Below are 16,092 nucleotides of genomic sequence, written 5' to 3'. Positions count from 1 at the left end.
TTTTTGCAGGGTTGTAAAGGTTTTGGGGGCTAAATTTCAGGAAATTTTTGTATTGAGAGATGCGAGGCCGGAGCTGTGGATTTTGCGGCCCCAATCTTCGGGAAAACTTGCCGCATATTCCTGAAGATTGGGTGCCGAATTCGGGGGATTTACTTTAATTCTGCTTTTACCGAGACGGTATTGGGCTGATAGTGGAGCTGCTCGGTCAGATTCTTCTTCTGCATCCACTCAGGATTCTTGATCTCCCAGCGGTATGCGGTCTGGGTGGCGTCTGCACCCGAAAGAGCCAGTGCACCGGTTCCAATCCGGGTTTTCTTAGCCACAAAGAGTTCAAATTTTACCTCTGAGTTACTAATGTTTGTGTTAATAGGAAGTGGGTTGAGAAAGTGGACCGCGAATCCGTGTTGCTCGGGTTTGACGTCGGTCTCAGCTCTGACGGATTCCAACAGCCATCCCTGACCTGACATTTTCGCCGTCAGTGTCAGATGCTGGCCGGGAGCTCTGTCATCTTTGCTGAGGATGATGCAATTCTCACCTGAGACCTGCTTGAGCTCCAAAGTCCGATGTCTGCCGTCCGCGTTGCTCAATTGCCACTTGGCTCCGGAGGTCAACGCTTGCGGAGCGGCATCGATTTTCCAGTCTTCGGTGCCAGGGCGCATGATGGCTATGTCGAGTCCGACGGCATGAGCTCCGCGATAGGCGATGAAGTATGGCGGAGAGCTGATCTCTTTCCACATCTCAGCTTCGCTAACCTTGTCTCCGATCTGGATGGCTGTTCCCTGACCGGCAACTGCTCCCTGCTCGCGATACATGAACAAAGGTAACGGAAGCTGAGACATATCTGTCAGCCCTGCGCCCTGTTCTGTGACATCGGAGCCTTGGACAAAGCGCCAAAGAACAGGTTTGCCCTCCGGGCCGGAAAATTGGAAGGTGTAGGTAGCTCCGTTGCCCTCTGTTTCTGCCGGAGTGAATTTGACCTGCGTAAGATGAGCTTCAATCCCTTGAGCTTTGTTCATCTCTACGATTGATTGTTGATTGCTGAAGTGAATCTGTTTGCGACTGGCTCGATCGGTAAGCATGATGTCGAAGGCCGGCTGTGCGGCATTGTTATCGACCTCCGCTACGATCATCGAATAGGGCAGTTCTTCCCCTATCCACTGTACAAACTGATCCGGCCAATAGTGATAGGAGAGGAGTAGTGGCGGAACAGGCGGAGCGATTTTGCTGCCGGTGTTCTGTGCTGTTGCTGCGATAGAGACGACGAGAAGCAGGAAGACAAGCGCGCGTTTCATGGAAGATCCTTTCTCTTATCTAGAAGCTGTAGCGAATACCGAATTCGACTCTGCGTCCGGCATCGGCTGCGTAAGGCCTGGTGAAGCGCGAAGAGCCGACAACGCCATTCACGCCGGTAACATTGGTGTGATTGAAGAGGTTGGTCGCTCGGGCATTTAATGTGATCTGCTGATTCCGATCTCCGGAAGATCTGCCGTGGATGGTGAAGGTGCGGCTGATATTTCCATCCATGTTGCTGGTCCATGGCATAGTGCCAAGGTTGCGGCGAACATCACCGTAAAACCCATTTGTCGAGAGCAGTCCAAAGGGCGTTGAGTAGATCCCGCTACCTGGGCTGGAAGCACGCGAGGGACGGACATTGAAACTGCCATTGCCGTTGTCGGCTCCGGTGGTCAGGTTGTAAGGCAATCCGCTGGAAGCATCGAAAAACATCGTGAAGGAAGTCTTGTAGGGCAGATTGACCTGTCCGATGGCGAAGATTCGATGAGTTGCTTCCCAGGATGCTTGGGACATTTCTCCGTGATCGCTGTAACTTGACTGTGGTTGCGTGACCGGAGTATCGGCATCGCTCTTTAGGTTGAAGAAGAGATAACCGAGAAAGATCCGAAAGCGTTTCAGCGAATGCTGATCAATTCCGGCGAATACCACTTGGCCGTGAAGATTTCCCGTTTGCTGGAATTCGTAGATATTCTTTCCAGGCATGATGGGGCGCGGCGCTAGTAGGGGATTTGCCGTGCTGGAGGAAAGAATAGGTGCATTGATATTACGTGTCCGCATTACACTCCAGGCGATAGGCAGATAGAGATTAGCTTGGAAGTGCCAATTCTTAGGGAAGTCATGTTCTATTCCCAGGTGTGACTGGAACGACGGAGTCTCTGTTGGGTTCTGGGCAAACTGCCATCTGCTGCCAACTGCGATGGAAGCAGGCGTTAGCTGCTTTGGATTTTGGAAAGACGGCGAGTAGACGAGTGTTTGCGTTTGGCGGCTGTCATTGAGTCTCAATACCGCCTGTGAAACCTGCGCGACAATGGGGCTGTAGAAAATACCCGCGCGTGCGTGGAAGACCCAGCGTTGCTTCTTGTCAGGAGACCAGGCGACTCCGATCCGTGGAGCTATATTGGCGAAGCTTGTTGGCTCGGTTTGCAGCGCATAACGAAGGCCTGCCGACAGAGAGAGACGAGGCTTCAGCTTCCATTGGTCTTGTACATAGAGAGCCGTTGTCCATTGTGAAAATGTGATTAAGGGATTTCCCTCGGTCCAGCGGTACATTGTCGGGACTCCCCCCTGACTCTTCAGCGTGAGCCGGTATTGATTCAGGGCATCTCCGCCCGAACCGCCGAAGACAAAAGCACCATTGAATGTGTCCGGGGTGTAGACGTGCATAAAAGCACCGAGAATTTGCACTCCGGCTTTCACTGTGTGGCTGTGAGTGGTCAGGAGCACATCGTCATCAAGTTCAAGATCGCGTTCACGATTTCGAAGTGCCTGCGCAGTGGAGCCCCCTCCCGTGAAATAACCGGCGACCTGAATGCTGGGCGCCGTAGAGAGTGGATCTTGTGCAGTCTGTTTCCAAGTAAATCCCAGATGTGTTTCGTGCAGGAGTTTAGGGCTAATGGTAGCAATATCGGTGATGCGAAAGTTATGTTCGCTAACTGTGCTGTTATATCCTGCCTCGGGTAGAACCAGCCCTCCTACACCTTGGTTCTCGAGGTTGTTGACGCTGCCGGTGTAGGACGTAACCAGCAGATTGCTCGGGGTTAGCTGCCAATCTGCTCTCGCCGTGCCGATCCACAATCTTTGCGGTGCGGCGATGCTTTGAACAAACTGTTTCGATTGCAGATTCGAATCCAGAACTGTAGCGTTCACAGTAGCAAAATCATCGATATCGCGTTTTTCGAGATTGACTGTAAAGCTGCTCTTCTTCCTCTGCAGCGGACCGGCAAGTTCAAAACCGTAGCGCTTTCTTCCCAGGGGTGCTCTTGTCAGTGCAAAAGGGTCCTTCGCATTCACAGATGTATCACTGTCTGAAAAGAAGAGGGCGCCGTGGATCTTTTCCTGGCCGGGCTTCGTGAATATTTCGATCCTGCTTCCACGGTAGGGTGGGGTCTCATACTCGGATGAAAAGAGATCGGGACTAACGCGTACGGAAGCGATTGCAGATTTCGGCGGCAGTCCGCTGGCATTTTGGAATCCGTCGACGGTTATGATGGCCTGTCCCGGTGCTCCACCTGCTGCAGCGGCGAGGACCTGCAGCTCTCGCTGAAAATCGTCGGGGTCGTCGGAGAGAGCAGCCAGATCCTTTTGATCCAGAATCTTGGTTCCACCGCCGTGATCGGTATCCGTAGAAACGGGGCTGTCTCCGGCAATGATCGCGGTTTCAACCGTAGGTAACTTCAGCTTGATGAGTAATGGTGCCGGCTTAACCGCCGCTTGGACATTGATCTTTATGCCCGCTACAGAAAAGGACTCAGCTTGTATTTCCAGTTCATGCTGTCCGGGAGCAACGCATGAGAACTCAAAACGGCCTTGTCCATCCGTTGTAGCTTGCGGAGTTTTGTCCAGTGAGACTGAAGCATTGGAAACTACTGCACCCGAGGGATCGACGACTGTTCCACCGATCTTGCTCGTTGCCTGAGTAGAACTGCACTCCTGGGCAACAAGAGCTGTTCCCATGGAGAGAGAAAGTAGATAAGCCCCGAGAAGGAGTTTGAATCTCATGTCGACCTCGTTCTGTGTCGCACACAACAGCTGTGCGGTTTGGCTGAATCTCTTATCGAGTCTTCCGTCAGGGGAGAGTCAAGAAGAACTTCTCTGGCTCAGCAGGGACTTGCTTTCGAAAGCTGCAACGGTCCCAATTCGGAAGATCAATAAGCGATTTCCTCAGTACGAGAATCAGATTGAACGACGCGGGTCGCCTCTTGTAGTGGAGTCTGTCATCCCGGCAATATGACAATTGTCAGGTGAGCTCTCGATATCTCTGCTGGGGGATTTGGGATTCTATAGCCGCTACGGGGTATGAAGAGTGTCACAAGAGGGGATGCAGAGGGGGAGATATTCTCTCGCCCCCCTGCTTTGAATGGATGCCCGATGCCACTTTACAAAGATTGTGTGTTGAAGCCCTCAATAATGATCTGAGGCTGCTCTCCGCGTGTGTCGGCATGTTGTACTTCTGTGAGGATCATCTGTTTATCGCCCGGCATAAGCGCGATGTAGTTATCGCTATAGATGACTGGAAGGATTCTGTCTCTAGTCTTTTCTCTTACAGCCTTGAGTCGCACCATTAAAGCCGGAGTCTTTGTATTGTTTTGCAGGGTAGTGGTGAGGAGCCAGCGGTCTTCCTGCCGTTCCACTTTGGTAGTCGCTTCTAGCTTTACCTGTGCCAGTTGGCGGATTGCCCTGTAATTCCCCTCTTCTAAACTACGGAGGTAGAAGTTTGTCGAGACAAGCTCGTCGCCTTGTTTTAAGGTAAGCCGCAGAAAGTGCACCGGCGTGAGCCCTTTCGGATATGTCATGCGAATGCATGCGCTCACACTGTCCTCTTTACTGTCCACGGAAACAGTTTTTTCAAATTTCTTGCTGCCATCGAGATTTAGAACTTCCACGAGTGCGGTAAGTCCTTTAGCCTCTCCGCCACTGTAGTTCACCACTTCAATTGTCTCGTTAGTCCGATTCCACTGGATGTGAAGAGGTTCACAGCCCTTCTTGCATCCGAAATAAGCTGCGGTCGGCTCAAAGTAATAATCGTACGTCTGCCAGACGAACGAGGGCCAGCATGGATGACTCATCCAAAGAAGCAATCCCATGCGATATTTACTTTGGGCTTCAAACATTGCCCGGTAGCCCTCGTAATTCAGAAACTGCGCAAGAGTAACCCACTCATCGACGTTATCTGTCCCACCGTATCCTTCATCAATGATGGTGCGAAAGGTTGATCCTCCTTGAGCCCCTTCCAAACAGAAATCGTGCAGGCCCCAAATCAGCCCTTGCGGCCAGAGATGCTTTGCCGGGATCATGGCGCGCACGCTTTCGATGGTCGGGATGTTGGGCATGCCCATTTCACTATGGAGTTTTGAGTCGGCTCCCTTCGTGAAATAGAAGCTGAGTGGCATAGCCATGTATGGACCATGTCCACTGACTACCTTATCCGCTGAACTGGGGATGTAGTGGAGATCCGAATGTAATTCCGCAAGCAGTTTGCGCAGTCCGGCTTCAAGTGCTGGAGGTGGGAATCCCTCATTCCGTCCGCAATAGATGCCCACAGAAGCATGATTGCGAACCTTCAGGATCATGTCCTTGGCATTACGAAGAAAGAGATTGTTGTCGTCAGGGATTGGGCCGTCCCAGGGATTGGCTAACCAAAAATCGTGCCATACCATGATTCCGTGACGGTCGCAGGCCTCGTAGAGTTCCTCGTCTCCGATTTGTCCAACCCAGTTACGAATCATGGTGAAGTTCATCTCTTTGTGGTAACGTACCGCTGCATCGTATTCTCGCGCGCGATAACGCAACATCGATTCGCCAAATCCCCAATTCCCACCCTTGGCAATAAAACGCCTGCCGTTGATCCAGATCTTGAGCGCACCACCCGCTTCGCTGTAACTCATCTGGCGAATTCCGGCACGAAAATTCTTCGAATCCGAGATCTTTTGGCCTGATGTGACGAATTCCAGTTTGACGTCGTACAAATGGGGATCGCCATAGCCTGCCGGCCACCAGAGTTTCGGGTTCAGCAGGTGCAGATCCTTGTGAGAGGTGGGATCGAATTTAACCTTCGTTCTTTCTGAAGAAGCAAGCGTGACCAGTTGTTCGAAGTGGATATTGCCAAAAGATCCCCGCAGTGTACCTGTGGTTTGTTGGGCTTGGTGATTGAGAATCTCAATTTCGATACTTACATCGGCGCTGGCTGTGCTTGGCAGCGGCAAAGTTGTCTTGACGAAGGAATTCTCAATCGTTACTTCACCGGTTACAGTTAGAAATACGTCGCCCCAGATGCCGGTGTTACGTCCGCGAATGGTCGGAATCCAATCCCAACCGATAGAGGCGTGATATGTGGGATTATCGGCTCCAAGCGCTCCTCCATTCTTTCCCGGAGTTTCAAAGGTCTTCTGTTTTGCGCTTCCTGGTGTGGCATTCTTTTCCACCAAGACGGCAAGAGAGTTCTTTTTGCCCGGAAGCAGCTTCCCGGTTACATCAAAGTGGGCACGCATGAATCCACCCTCGATGCGACCCAGCTTTTCTCCATTCAAGAAGACATTCGCTTTCCAATTGATTCCGTCGAAATTTAGCGTCGTCCGCTGATCGTCTTCGATGGATGGGGCGAGGAATTCAGTGCGGTACCAAAAATCGGAATAGAAGTAGGAATCGGAAATGTAAAGCTGGTTTTCTCCGTAATTGGGATCGGGAAGCGCACCCGCATTGAGATACGACGATAGAACCGTTCCTGGAACTGTTGCGACAACCCAATCGTCATCTTTATATCCGACTTTTGATAGAGCTTCGCCAGAGACATCTATCTGAGAAGACCTTTGTAATCGCCAATCTCCTCCTGCAAGATTGAGCTTCTCCTTGTTTTGCTGAACCGGTGACGGCTTCGGTTTGGCAACAAAACCTCCACGTCCGTAGACCTCTAGTTCACTCAGAATGTATCCATAGGGAGAGGATGGCTTCGTCATCCAGACGCGTACATACCGGGCTTCTGTTGCGCTAGCAAGCTTGATGTCATCGGTAAGGCCCGTATTGGAAGGCAACGCTTGGATATCGCGCCAGGTCTGGGCATCGTCAGATACTTGGATAGAACCTTCTGCGGCCCGGGCAATCCAATATAGAGAGATGCGGTCAAATTGGCAGCGGGCGCCAAGATCGACGGATACCCATTCTTCCCCAAGTCCGGCACTCATCCATGCGCTTGTGAAGTTGTAGGGGCCGGCTATTTCAATTCTTTGCTTAGCGTGGAAGAACGCCACCTCGCAAACACCCCATTGGAGCCATTCTCCATGGGGTTGCAGTCCAAGTGCTTCAAATTCCACTTGGTAGAAACGACTCTTAATGGGAGAAGAAAAGGGAATTGAGGGCTGGAAGACTTGGCCTGGACGTGCGAAATCCGGCGGATAATTCTCGAGCGAAATTGGTAGGGGTGCTGTGGTACTCCCTATCTGCTTCCATTGACGTCCATCCTCAGAGGTTGAGACCGTAAAGCGTAGTTGCTTGGAGGTTACCCCGGGAGGTGCGACAACCAGGATCTTGAGGTGATCAATCTCCGGCAGTTCATCATTGCCTTCAAGTTGGATCTGAACCCAGGGGCGGGGGCCACGCAGATCAACGGAACTTGCAGGATTGTGATCCAGGAGAGAATCGCGTTCCTGTTTCGGAAGCCTGGCTCCAGGGCTCATTGCGGTGGAAATCCAACTGGGAAGGCGGCTGTCCTTGATTCCATCTGTGACAAGTTGGGCGGTCAGATTGTAGTCGTAGCTGCTGGAGTGATATGCGGGCCGACGAAGGGCGAGATTACGGTAGGTGGTGTTATCAGGTACCAGTTCAGGGCCAAAGTGTTCAAGAGGGTTTCCAGGGTAGATTCCTATTCCACGTGTGAATTCCATTGTTTGGGGGCCCTGCCCTCCGGCGGACTGTACGCCTTTATCCATTAGTTCGTTGTTGCTGCCGATAGGGTCATGAGTTGATGCCAAGGCTGGAAATCCTTCCAGTGCTACACCTGCTCCTGCAACGATGCTCTTCAAGAAAACCCGTCTTGAGGTCGACATCCAGAGTCCTCCGCTAAGTGGTCTTGCTCTCGGAAAGCGATTGTACAGCGAAGAGGTTGACTGATGGGGCTAAGATGAGCTGGGCCTTTCGAATAGTTCAAATAGCCTCCCTTTGAAAAGGCTAATGGTAAACAGTTTTTGCAGGTTCAGCCGGAAACTACTTTTCAGTGTCTATGCGGAGTTAGGGGCTTTTGAAGGATCTGAGCCTTCTCTGCAAGCCCGAACTTCGCATCCCAAGAAGATCTCTATGCCGCTGTAGATTCCGGGGAGAGCGATGAATCTATTTCGATATCGAAACATCTTATGTCGTAGCAGTTGAGAGGCTTGGTTTCGGTGAAGACAGGATTTCTATGAAGAAGGACACCACTGTTTCCGCTCCAAAACTATGGACAGTTTTGGCACGTTGCTATGGTTCTGTGGCAGCTTTTGCCGAGCAGAGCATAGCGTCTGAGGGATTGGGATTGAGCGATTTCGCTGTACTCGAAGTGCTCTTACATAAAGGGCCGCTTACTATCTCGGCAATTGGCAAGAAGGTTCTGTTGGCGAATGCTTCGATGACCTCAGCGATTGATCGATTGGAAGAACGCGGGTTAGTGGTGCGTAAAGCCGAGGAAGAAGATAGGCGTGTTCGTTTGATTCAGCTGACGCCTAAAGGAAGAGCATTGATCACGACGATATTTGACCGGCACCAGTTTCATCTGGAAGCTCTTATGTCAGATATTTCTCATGCTGAGCGGTTGCAGCTTTATCGCAGTTTGAAAAAGCTTGGACTGACTGCACAGCAGCAGGCTTCTCTTCCACCGTCTCTTGAAACCAAAAGCAGAAAAGGACTTCCCCTATGATTACCGTACGCAAGAGTGAAGAGAGAGGGCACGCAAACCATGGTTGGTTGGACACCCATCACACATTTTCCTTTGCACGCTACTACGACCCTAAGCACATGGGGTTTCGTTCCCTGCGTGTAATTAACGATGACAGGGTAGCCCCAGGAATGGGTTTCGGCTCGCATCCCCATCAAGACATGGAGATCCTGACCTATGTCATCGAAGGGCATTTAGCGCACAAAGACAGTACCGGGAACCAGGAACAGCTTGGTCCTAATGAGATTCAGCGCATGTCAGCTGGAAGCGGCATCGTTCATAGCGAATTCAACGGGTCGGAAAAGGAGCAGGTTCACTTCCTGCAGATCTGGATTGAACCTCGCAGCTTAGGTGGAAGCCCAAGCTATGAACAACTGGGATTCGCACGCGAGGAAAAGGTGAACAAGCTCAAATTGCTTGCCTCTCCAGACCGTGAGCCAGGGGCTGCTCAGATTAATCAGGATGCGAAGGTTTATGTCTCGGAGTTAACAGACGGCAAGACTCTGAGCTACAAACTCGACAGCCGGAGACATGCCTGGGTACATGTGGTGCAAGGTGAAATTACGGTAAATGGGATTGCCTTGAAAACAGGTGATGCTGTGGCTGTGAGCAAAGAATCGGAGCTGTCTCTTGTGGGGAGGGGTAAGGAGACAAATGAAGTTCTGATCTTTGATCTAGCTTAAGTTTTCCCCTTGGATCGGGCCAGCTAGAGTCTGGAATGAACAGGATGCAGAAATACTCGTATAGCGAAAATATGTTGTATGCGTGAGTAGTCCATATTATTTCTTCCAACTGCTATACGGCCCGGTTCGGCAACTTAATCTTTAACACGACAATAGGAGCGATTCATGCAAGTTCTCGTCGTCTTTCATAGCCAGTATGGACATACCCATGCTATGGCCAATGCAGTTGTAGAAGGTATCAAAGAGGTGCAGGGTGTTGAGGCTGTTCTTCGCCGAGCTCGAGAGTTTCCCGAATATGTGCAGCACATTGAAGCTGAAAAGGGCTATTCCTACCAGGTGTATCAATCGCTGCAGTCAATTCCCGAATGCACAAACGACGATCTTAAGGAAGCGGATGGTGTGGTGTTGGGGAGTCCTACCCGTTACGGCAATATGACCGCCCAGATGAAGGCTCTTATTGATGGAACGCCGCAGCTTTGGCTAAGCGGTGCCATGGAGGGAAAGCCTGCAGGTCTGTTTACTTCGACCGCGTCTACTCATGGTGGTCAGGAAACGACTTTATTGACGATGGCAGTACCACTGCTGCATCTTGGAATGCTTATTGTCGGTGTCCCTTACTCGATTCCAGGCATGATTCATACGGAAGGCCGCGGTGGAACTCCCTATGGCGCAACGACAATTACCGGTCCACAAGGCGAACTCCAACCAAAACCGGAAGATCTGGCGATTGCCAAAGCCCTAGGCAAACGAGTTGCGGAAGCCGCCGTTGCGCTACGGGGAAAGAAATAACTGCTTCTGGGGCGTAGCTGCGTCTTAATCTGGCATTGAATTCGGTATTGTAGAAAGAGCGTTGAACGCAGGAGCAAAAAGAATGTCAGAAAACGAAATCCCCGCAGTCACTATTACTGTTCGTCCCAATGGTCCTCTCCGTGTGGAAGGACCGATTAAGTTGATCGACACGGACGGCAAAGAAATCGACCTGACCGGCAAGCCGGCAGTTTCTCTTTGTCGTTGCGGTGCCTCAACCAAGAAGCCCTTCTGTGATGGAACTCATTCCAAGATCGGTTTCCAGGCGGCGGAAGCTGCCGTAGCTGCCGAACAGAAGTAGTAGCCGCAACAGAGAAAAGCCCAGGTACTCGAGGAAGAGTCCTGGGCTTTATTCTGTGTTGAATGAGGGACTTCTTCATGAGATCTGGAGCAAGATTTTCCCGATATGCTGGCCGGACTCCACATATCGGTGAGCTTCAGCAACCTTATCCAAAGGAAATATGCGGTCGACAACAGGCTTGATCTTGCCTGACGTAACTAGAGGCCATAGTCTGCTTTGAATTGAATTACGCAAAAAAGTTTTCTCAAGTGCAGGCCGGGCACGAAGGGTAGAGCCTGTGACTATCAAACGCTTTTGCATAATCAAGGCAAGATCGGCAGTAACTTCACGCCCACGGCTATAGGCGATATGGATCAATCTGCCCTGCGGCGCCAGGAGTTGGAGATGTCTCGGGAAGTAGTCTCCTCCCACCATGTCGAGAATCACATCTATTCCTTGCCCGCCTGATAGGATCCGTGCCTTTTCAGGCCAGTCTTCCTCCTTGTAGTTCAGAGCGTGGTCCGCGCCAAGCTGTATACAGACATCGCACTTTTGTCTGTTGCCGGCAGTTGCAATTACGCGGTTGCCAAATGCTTTAGCTATTTGAATTGCTATTGTGCCTATACCACTGGTGCCCCCTTGGACAAGGATGCTTTCACCGGGCTTCAGAAATGCAGGCTCGAAGAGATTAGCCCAAACCGTGAAGATTGCCTCAGGCAATGCTGCTGCATCTTGGACGGCGATGTTTTCGGGAATAGGTAGACACTGCCCCGCAGGGGCAACACAGTACTCTCCATAGCCACCCCCTGCCAGAAGGGCACAAACCGGCGTCCCCCTCTGCCAGACATCTACGCCATCTCCAATTTCCTCGATGTATCCGGAAACCTCCAGCCCAAGGGTCAGAGGGGCTCCTGGAGGAGGCGGGTAATGTCCTTGCCGCTGAAGTATATCCGCCCGGTTGACTCCGGCTGCAACAACTCGGATGAGTACCTCTCCTGGTCCAGGTTCCGGTCTTGGGGTATTCCCTATCTGTAAGTTTTCTGGGCCGCCAGCTTTTACCACTTCCACAATTCGCATTTCTCTTCTCTGTACGTTGGATGATGCGACTATGTCTTTCGCTCCGTTTGAGTAAAAAACGGAACCAGAGGCGGATGGCAAGCGTATCCCTTTTGTGAGGTGGCAAGATGAGGACGATCAGGATCTTTCGTCTCTTTGTTTTTCTTTCGATAGCTTTTACTGTCGGTCTGGTGGCTGCTTATGGACAAAGTTCAGACCGGGAGTGGCACAAGACTTACTCCCTTACCGGAGAGCCGTTTCTGGTGATGGAAACCGCCGATACAGGAGTCGAGATTCGCTCCTGTGGAGACTGCAGACAGGTTCAAATCGATCTGCAGATGAACGATCGTAAGCTCAGCGATTATTCTCTTACCGAATTTCAGAGTGGTAACGGAATCACCTTTAAGTTAAAAGAGAAGCCCCACGTCGGAATGCATATCGGGTTTCACGTGTCGAAGGGACCTCACTTAGTTGTTAAGACACCTGCAAAACTTCATCTGGAAGCGCGGACCGCGGACGGCTCCCTCTCTGCGTCAGGTTTGCAGGGAGAAGTTTCTCTGCATACCAGCGACGGTTCCGTTGATGTTTCCGATGTTGCCGGTACGCTTCATTTCGTCTCCAGTGATGGGAGCATCCGTATCCATAATGCAAGTGGAACCCTCGATGCCCGGAGTTCGGACGGACACTTGACGGTAGAAGGTCGTTTTTCGGCACTCCAGGTTCACACTTCGGATGGCAATCTGGATCTCGCATTGGCGGAAGGATCGCAGCTGACAACTGCCTCTCGTGTAGAAACGTCCGATGGCCAGGTATCTGTTCGTCTGCCACGCAGTCTGGCTGCCGATCTTGATATCCATTCAAGCGATGGACATATCGATTGTTCTTTGCCACTTACGATGGATGGTTATCACTCGCATGGAAGTTCCTCGCATGACATTCGTGGAAAGTTGAATGCTGGGGGCAATTTGCTAAGCATTCGTACCAGCGACGGAAATATCAAGGTTAGCTCGTTATAGCCAGACAAGACTTGCCGCTATAGACGAAAGCTTTGAAAGCCCGCACAATTTGCCCGAGAGGTGGATTGTGCGGGCTGGGTTCTGGTGTTTGCCTGTTTCGCAGTGTTACAGCCAACCCTTGGCGCGGGCAATTCGAGCAGCCTCGACTCGGTTTGAGGCATCCAGCTTACTGATTGCTTCAGAGAGATAATTGCGAACCGTACCCTCGGACAATCCGAGTTCGGTGGCAATTTCTCCTCCTGTTTTCCCCTCTCCCGCTCGCCACAAAATCTGCCGTTCCCGCTCGCTAAGAGGGTCGGGGTCTGCTGCCCATGCTTCTGCTGCAAGTTCGGGGTCGACGACTCGTAGCCCCTGTGCCACTCGTCTAACGCATTCCGACAGTTCAGAGGCTGGTTTGTCCTTAAGAAGGTATCCCTGTGCGCCCGCATCCATCGCGCGCCGAAAATATCCGGGCCGGGCAAAGGTTGTTAGGATTACCACGTGGACGCGAGGAAATCGCGTGTGTACCTCGGAAGCGAGTGTTAATCCGGACATTTCCGGCATCTCGATATCGGTTACCAGGACATCGGGCATCTCTTTTATGACAGCCTGAAGTGCTTCCCGGCCATTGCGGGCTTTGGCAACAACAGCGATGTCCGATTCTATTTCCAATAGGGCCGCAAGAGCGCCCAAGATCATACCCTGGTCTTCAGCGATAACAACACGGATTTTCTTTGTCATTGCAATAGCCTGCTCATACCACCGGATCGTGGAAGTTTAATGCGTAACTGTGTGCCCTTACTGGAGAGAACGTCGAAGCTTCCGCCGAGCGCTTCAATGCGTTCGCGCATACCACGAATGCCGTTGCCTTCCGTTTTGATCCCTCCACAGCCATCATCCTGGATGGTAAGCGTCGTTGAACCCTGTGCGCTGTGAAATTGCACGCGGCATTCTTTCGCTCGGGAGTGGCGGACGATATTTGTAACTGCCTCGCGCACAATGAGAGAAAGAACCGCTTCTTCAGTTGCAGCCAGTCTTGGGGGTTGTGATTCGCAGTGAAAGGTGATTCCTGCGGTATTGAGCATGTTTCGAATCCGCTCCAGCTCTGCTTTGATTCCCTCGGCACGATAGCCCCGAATGGCTTGCCGCACATCGGCGAGTGCCTGACGGGCCGTTTGTTCTACGTCGCGCATCTCTTGACTGGCTCGGTCAGGATCTTGCGCGTTGAGCCGTTGGGCCAGTTCACTTTTTAGCACGATGAGCGATAGCGTATGTCCGAGTATGTCGTGCAAGTCGCGAGCAATACGCTCTCTTTCAGCAAGCTTGGCAAGATTTTCGACCTCCTCATGGGCGAGACGCAGTTTCGCATCAGCCCGTTTCTGTTGAGCCAGACGCAAATTATTGGTACCGACAATCAATGGAAAAGAGATTCCGATTGTCCATGTCCAGGGAGACATGTGAAAAATCCATGCTTCAGCGGTGACGACGAAAGCCTCAAGTGTGAGGACCCAGAAGACGGTCCTGATCGAATCTTCGAGAAAAGGAACGATGGATGCGACAAAGATATAGATTCCTATCGCTGAAGGATTGATCGGCACATAAATTGCCGCCAGTAGGAACATCCCCGCGAGCGAAAGCCGGCGTAGATTCTGATTCGGTCCACACCAGGCCCCAAAGTAGAAAAGGAGGAAGAGCGAGAACGCAATTGCAAGGCCAATAATGAGGCTGCGTGGGCGCTCATAAAAGAGCGGAATAAACATGAAGAGCGAATAGACCAACCAGGTGTGGTGCCATAAGGAACCTTTCTTTGAGGACGAGGGGAAGGAAGGATCGTCATCCGTACTACTCTTCCGCTCCTGGGTGGGTTCGTCAGCGCTGCGACTTTCAAGTGTTTGCGGGGAGCCTTGATAGGGCTGCAGGTTCCCGGAATGTGAGGTTTCTTCCGTCATCGAGGCAAGTTTCCTTCTTGCCTGAATAGAATGCAAGAAATTGATTTTGTATGAGAGTGGAAGCCGTCATCCGAAAGAGATGACAAATGTCATTCCTTCCACAAGGAGCGCTCTGCACGCCCTGCTCGGAGATGCTACACTTGAGCGTGTGCCGGGTCCTACGCGACTCAATCCCGCCAATCCCGCCAGGTCCGGAAGGAAGCAACGGTAACGGGCTAGTGTGTGCGCAGTAGGCCACCCGGTACATTGATACCGCCCACCTATTCTTCTTCGTTTTGCATTCCCTTACTCTGTCAGAGACAATAGGTTCTGCAAGTTTTCGTCAGGAGAATTCCATTGACCTTGGAAGTTCGCCCGCGTCAGGTACGCAGGGCTAAAATCAGCGCTCTCGGGACCTATGTCCCATCCCATATCCTTACCAACTCAGATCTGGAAAAAATGGTCGAGACCACCGATCAGTGGATCATTGAACGTACCGGAATTCGGGAACGCCATCTGGTTGATAAGGGCATGGCTACTAGCGCGATGGCAGCTGAAGCTGCCTGCCGTTGTCTTGCCGAGCGAGAAATTCAAGCGACAGATGTAGAAGTCATTATTGTTGCTACCGTAACGCCCGACATGTTTTTCCCCTCCACGGCATGTTTGGTGCAGAACAAAATTGGAGCAAAGGGAGCTTGGGGATTCGATCTCTCCGCCGCCTGTTCCGGATTCGTCTACGCTTTGCAAGTAGGTACGAAGCTGGTGGAATCGGGAGCCCACTCCAAAGTGATGGTAATCGGCGCCGATACCATGTCCTCCATTCTTGATTACACGGATCGCGCAACATGCATCCTCTTTGGAGATGGTGCCGGTGCTGTTCTGTTGGAGCCTGCTGAAGATGGGGAGCAGGGAATGATCGATTATCACCACGAAATCGATGGTTCCGGTGGAAATTCTCTCTATATGCCTGGAGGCGGCAGCCTGAATCCTCCATCCATAGAAACGGTTCAGAAGAAGATGCATTATGTGCATCAGGATGGACAGGCTGTTTACAAATTTGCTGTTCGAAAGATGTCAGAGGCAACCGAGAATCTTCTGGCGAAGAACGGAATAAAAGGTTCCGATCTAGGTTGCTTTATTCCTCACCAGGCAAATAAACGCATCATTCTTTCTACCGCCGAGCGCCTGGGCCTGTCGCCCGAGCAGGTAATCATCAACATCGATCGCTACGGAAACACTACCGCTGCTACGATTCCGCTGGCCATGGAGACGGCCCGGAAGGAAGGTCATCTCAAGAAGAACGATCTTGTCTTGATTGCGAGCGTTGGCGCAGGCTTTACCGTTGGCTCTGCTCTCTTCCGCTGGGAGATCTAGGCAGCTTATAGGGGGCATTAATCTCCTGGCCTCCTATCGACGGTTGTGAAGATGGCGA

The 16,092-nt window shown here is 51.7% G+C and carries 12 protein-coding genes and 1 other RNA gene; 7 read left to right on the top strand and 6 right to left on the bottom strand.

Translation table 11 applies throughout. From position 1 onward, the window contains the following. Positions 1-149 precede the first annotated feature (149 nt). The 3 genes from AC6I7T_RS09535 to AC6I7T_RS09525 all read right to left on the bottom strand — a co-directional run bounded on the left by AC6I7T_RS09535 (position 150) and on the right by AC6I7T_RS09525 (position 8,051). Positions 150-1,292, bottom strand: coding sequence for a hypothetical protein (locus AC6I7T_RS09535; RefSeq protein WP_497793139.1), 1,143 nt, complete (start codon positions 1,290-1,292; stop codon positions 150-152). A gap of 19 nt (positions 1,293-1,311) precedes the next feature. Then, positions 1,312-4,011: a TonB-dependent receptor gene (locus AC6I7T_RS09530; protein WP_497793138.1), complete on the bottom strand. Its 2,700-nt coding sequence runs from the start codon at positions 4,009-4,011 to the stop codon at positions 1,312-1,314. Between the two features lie 377 nt (positions 4,012-4,388). Then, positions 4,389-8,051: a glycosyl hydrolase 2 galactose-binding domain-containing protein gene (locus AC6I7T_RS09525; protein WP_497793137.1), complete on the bottom strand. Its 3,663-nt coding sequence runs from the start codon at positions 8,049-8,051 to the stop codon at positions 4,389-4,391. Between the two features lie 350 nt (positions 8,052-8,401). On the opposite strand from AC6I7T_RS09525, the gene AC6I7T_RS09520 reads away from it, so the two are divergent. The 4 genes from AC6I7T_RS09520 (at position 8,402) to AC6I7T_RS09505 (ending at position 10,702) form a co-directional block, all read left to right on the top strand. Continuing rightward, a complete protein-coding gene (locus AC6I7T_RS09520) occupies positions 8,402-8,893 on the top strand; it encodes a MarR family winged helix-turn-helix transcriptional regulator (protein ID WP_497793136.1) in 492 nt (163 codons plus the stop codon). After that, the gene (locus tag AC6I7T_RS09515; protein WP_497793135.1) at positions 8,890-9,594 is read left to right on the top strand and encodes a pirin family protein; all 705 of its coding nucleotides are present in this window, start codon (positions 8,890-8,892) and stop codon (positions 9,592-9,594) included. Before AC6I7T_RS09520 ends, AC6I7T_RS09515 begins: the two co-directional genes overlap by 4 nt. A 165-nt stretch (positions 9,595-9,759) precedes the next feature. Then, entirely contained in the window at positions 9,760-10,383 is a 624-nt protein-coding gene (wrbA, locus tag AC6I7T_RS09510) for an NAD(P)H:quinone oxidoreductase (protein WP_497793134.1), read from the top strand. A gap of 82 nt (positions 10,384-10,465) precedes the next feature. Next, positions 10,466-10,702 carry a CDGSH iron-sulfur domain-containing protein gene (locus tag AC6I7T_RS09505; protein ID WP_497793133.1) on the top strand — a complete coding sequence of 79 codons (237 nt, stop codon included), beginning with the start codon at positions 10,466-10,468 and terminating at the stop codon, positions 10,700-10,702. Between the two features lie 75 nt (positions 10,703-10,777). On the opposite strand, the gene AC6I7T_RS09500 is transcribed toward AC6I7T_RS09505, so the two are convergent. Continuing rightward, a complete protein-coding gene (locus tag AC6I7T_RS09500; RefSeq protein ID WP_497793132.1) occupies positions 10,778-11,758 on the bottom strand; it encodes an NAD(P)H-quinone oxidoreductase in 981 nt (326 codons plus the stop codon). Positions 11,759-11,865: 107 nt separating this feature from the next. Here AC6I7T_RS09500 and AC6I7T_RS09495 point away from each other — a divergent pair, with 107 nt between their 5' ends. After that, positions 11,866-12,753 (top strand): DUF4097 family beta strand repeat-containing protein, encoded by an 888-nt coding sequence (locus tag AC6I7T_RS09495; RefSeq protein ID WP_497793131.1) that lies wholly within the window; start codon positions 11,866-11,868, stop codon positions 12,751-12,753. A 105-nt stretch (positions 12,754-12,858) separates the two neighbouring features. On the opposite strand, the gene AC6I7T_RS09490 is transcribed toward AC6I7T_RS09495, so the two are convergent. Next, complete coding sequence (locus tag AC6I7T_RS09490) at positions 12,859-13,473, bottom strand: response regulator transcription factor (RefSeq protein ID WP_497793130.1); 615 nt, start codon at positions 13,471-13,473, stop codon at positions 12,859-12,861. Further along, positions 13,470-14,681 (bottom strand): sensor histidine kinase, encoded by a 1,212-nt coding sequence (locus tag AC6I7T_RS09485; protein ID WP_497793129.1) that lies wholly within the window; start codon positions 14,679-14,681, stop codon positions 13,470-13,472. Before AC6I7T_RS09485 ends, AC6I7T_RS09490 begins: the two co-directional genes overlap by 4 nt. A gap of 149 nt (positions 14,682-14,830) precedes the next feature. Here AC6I7T_RS09485 and ffs point away from each other — a divergent pair. Then, positions 14,831-14,928: signal recognition particle sRNA small type (gene ffs, locus AC6I7T_RS09480), an RNA gene on the top strand. A gap of 89 nt (positions 14,929-15,017) precedes the next feature. Beyond that, on the top strand, positions 15,018-16,034 hold the full coding sequence (locus tag AC6I7T_RS09475) for a beta-ketoacyl-ACP synthase III (protein ID WP_497793128.1): 1,017 nt from the start codon (positions 15,018-15,020) through the stop codon (positions 16,032-16,034). The last annotated feature ends 58 nt before the right edge of the window (positions 16,035-16,092 follow it).

Source organism: Humiphilus diazotrophicus, from assembly GCF_059726315.1.
This window is presented reverse-complemented; position numbering and strand designations above follow the sequence as displayed.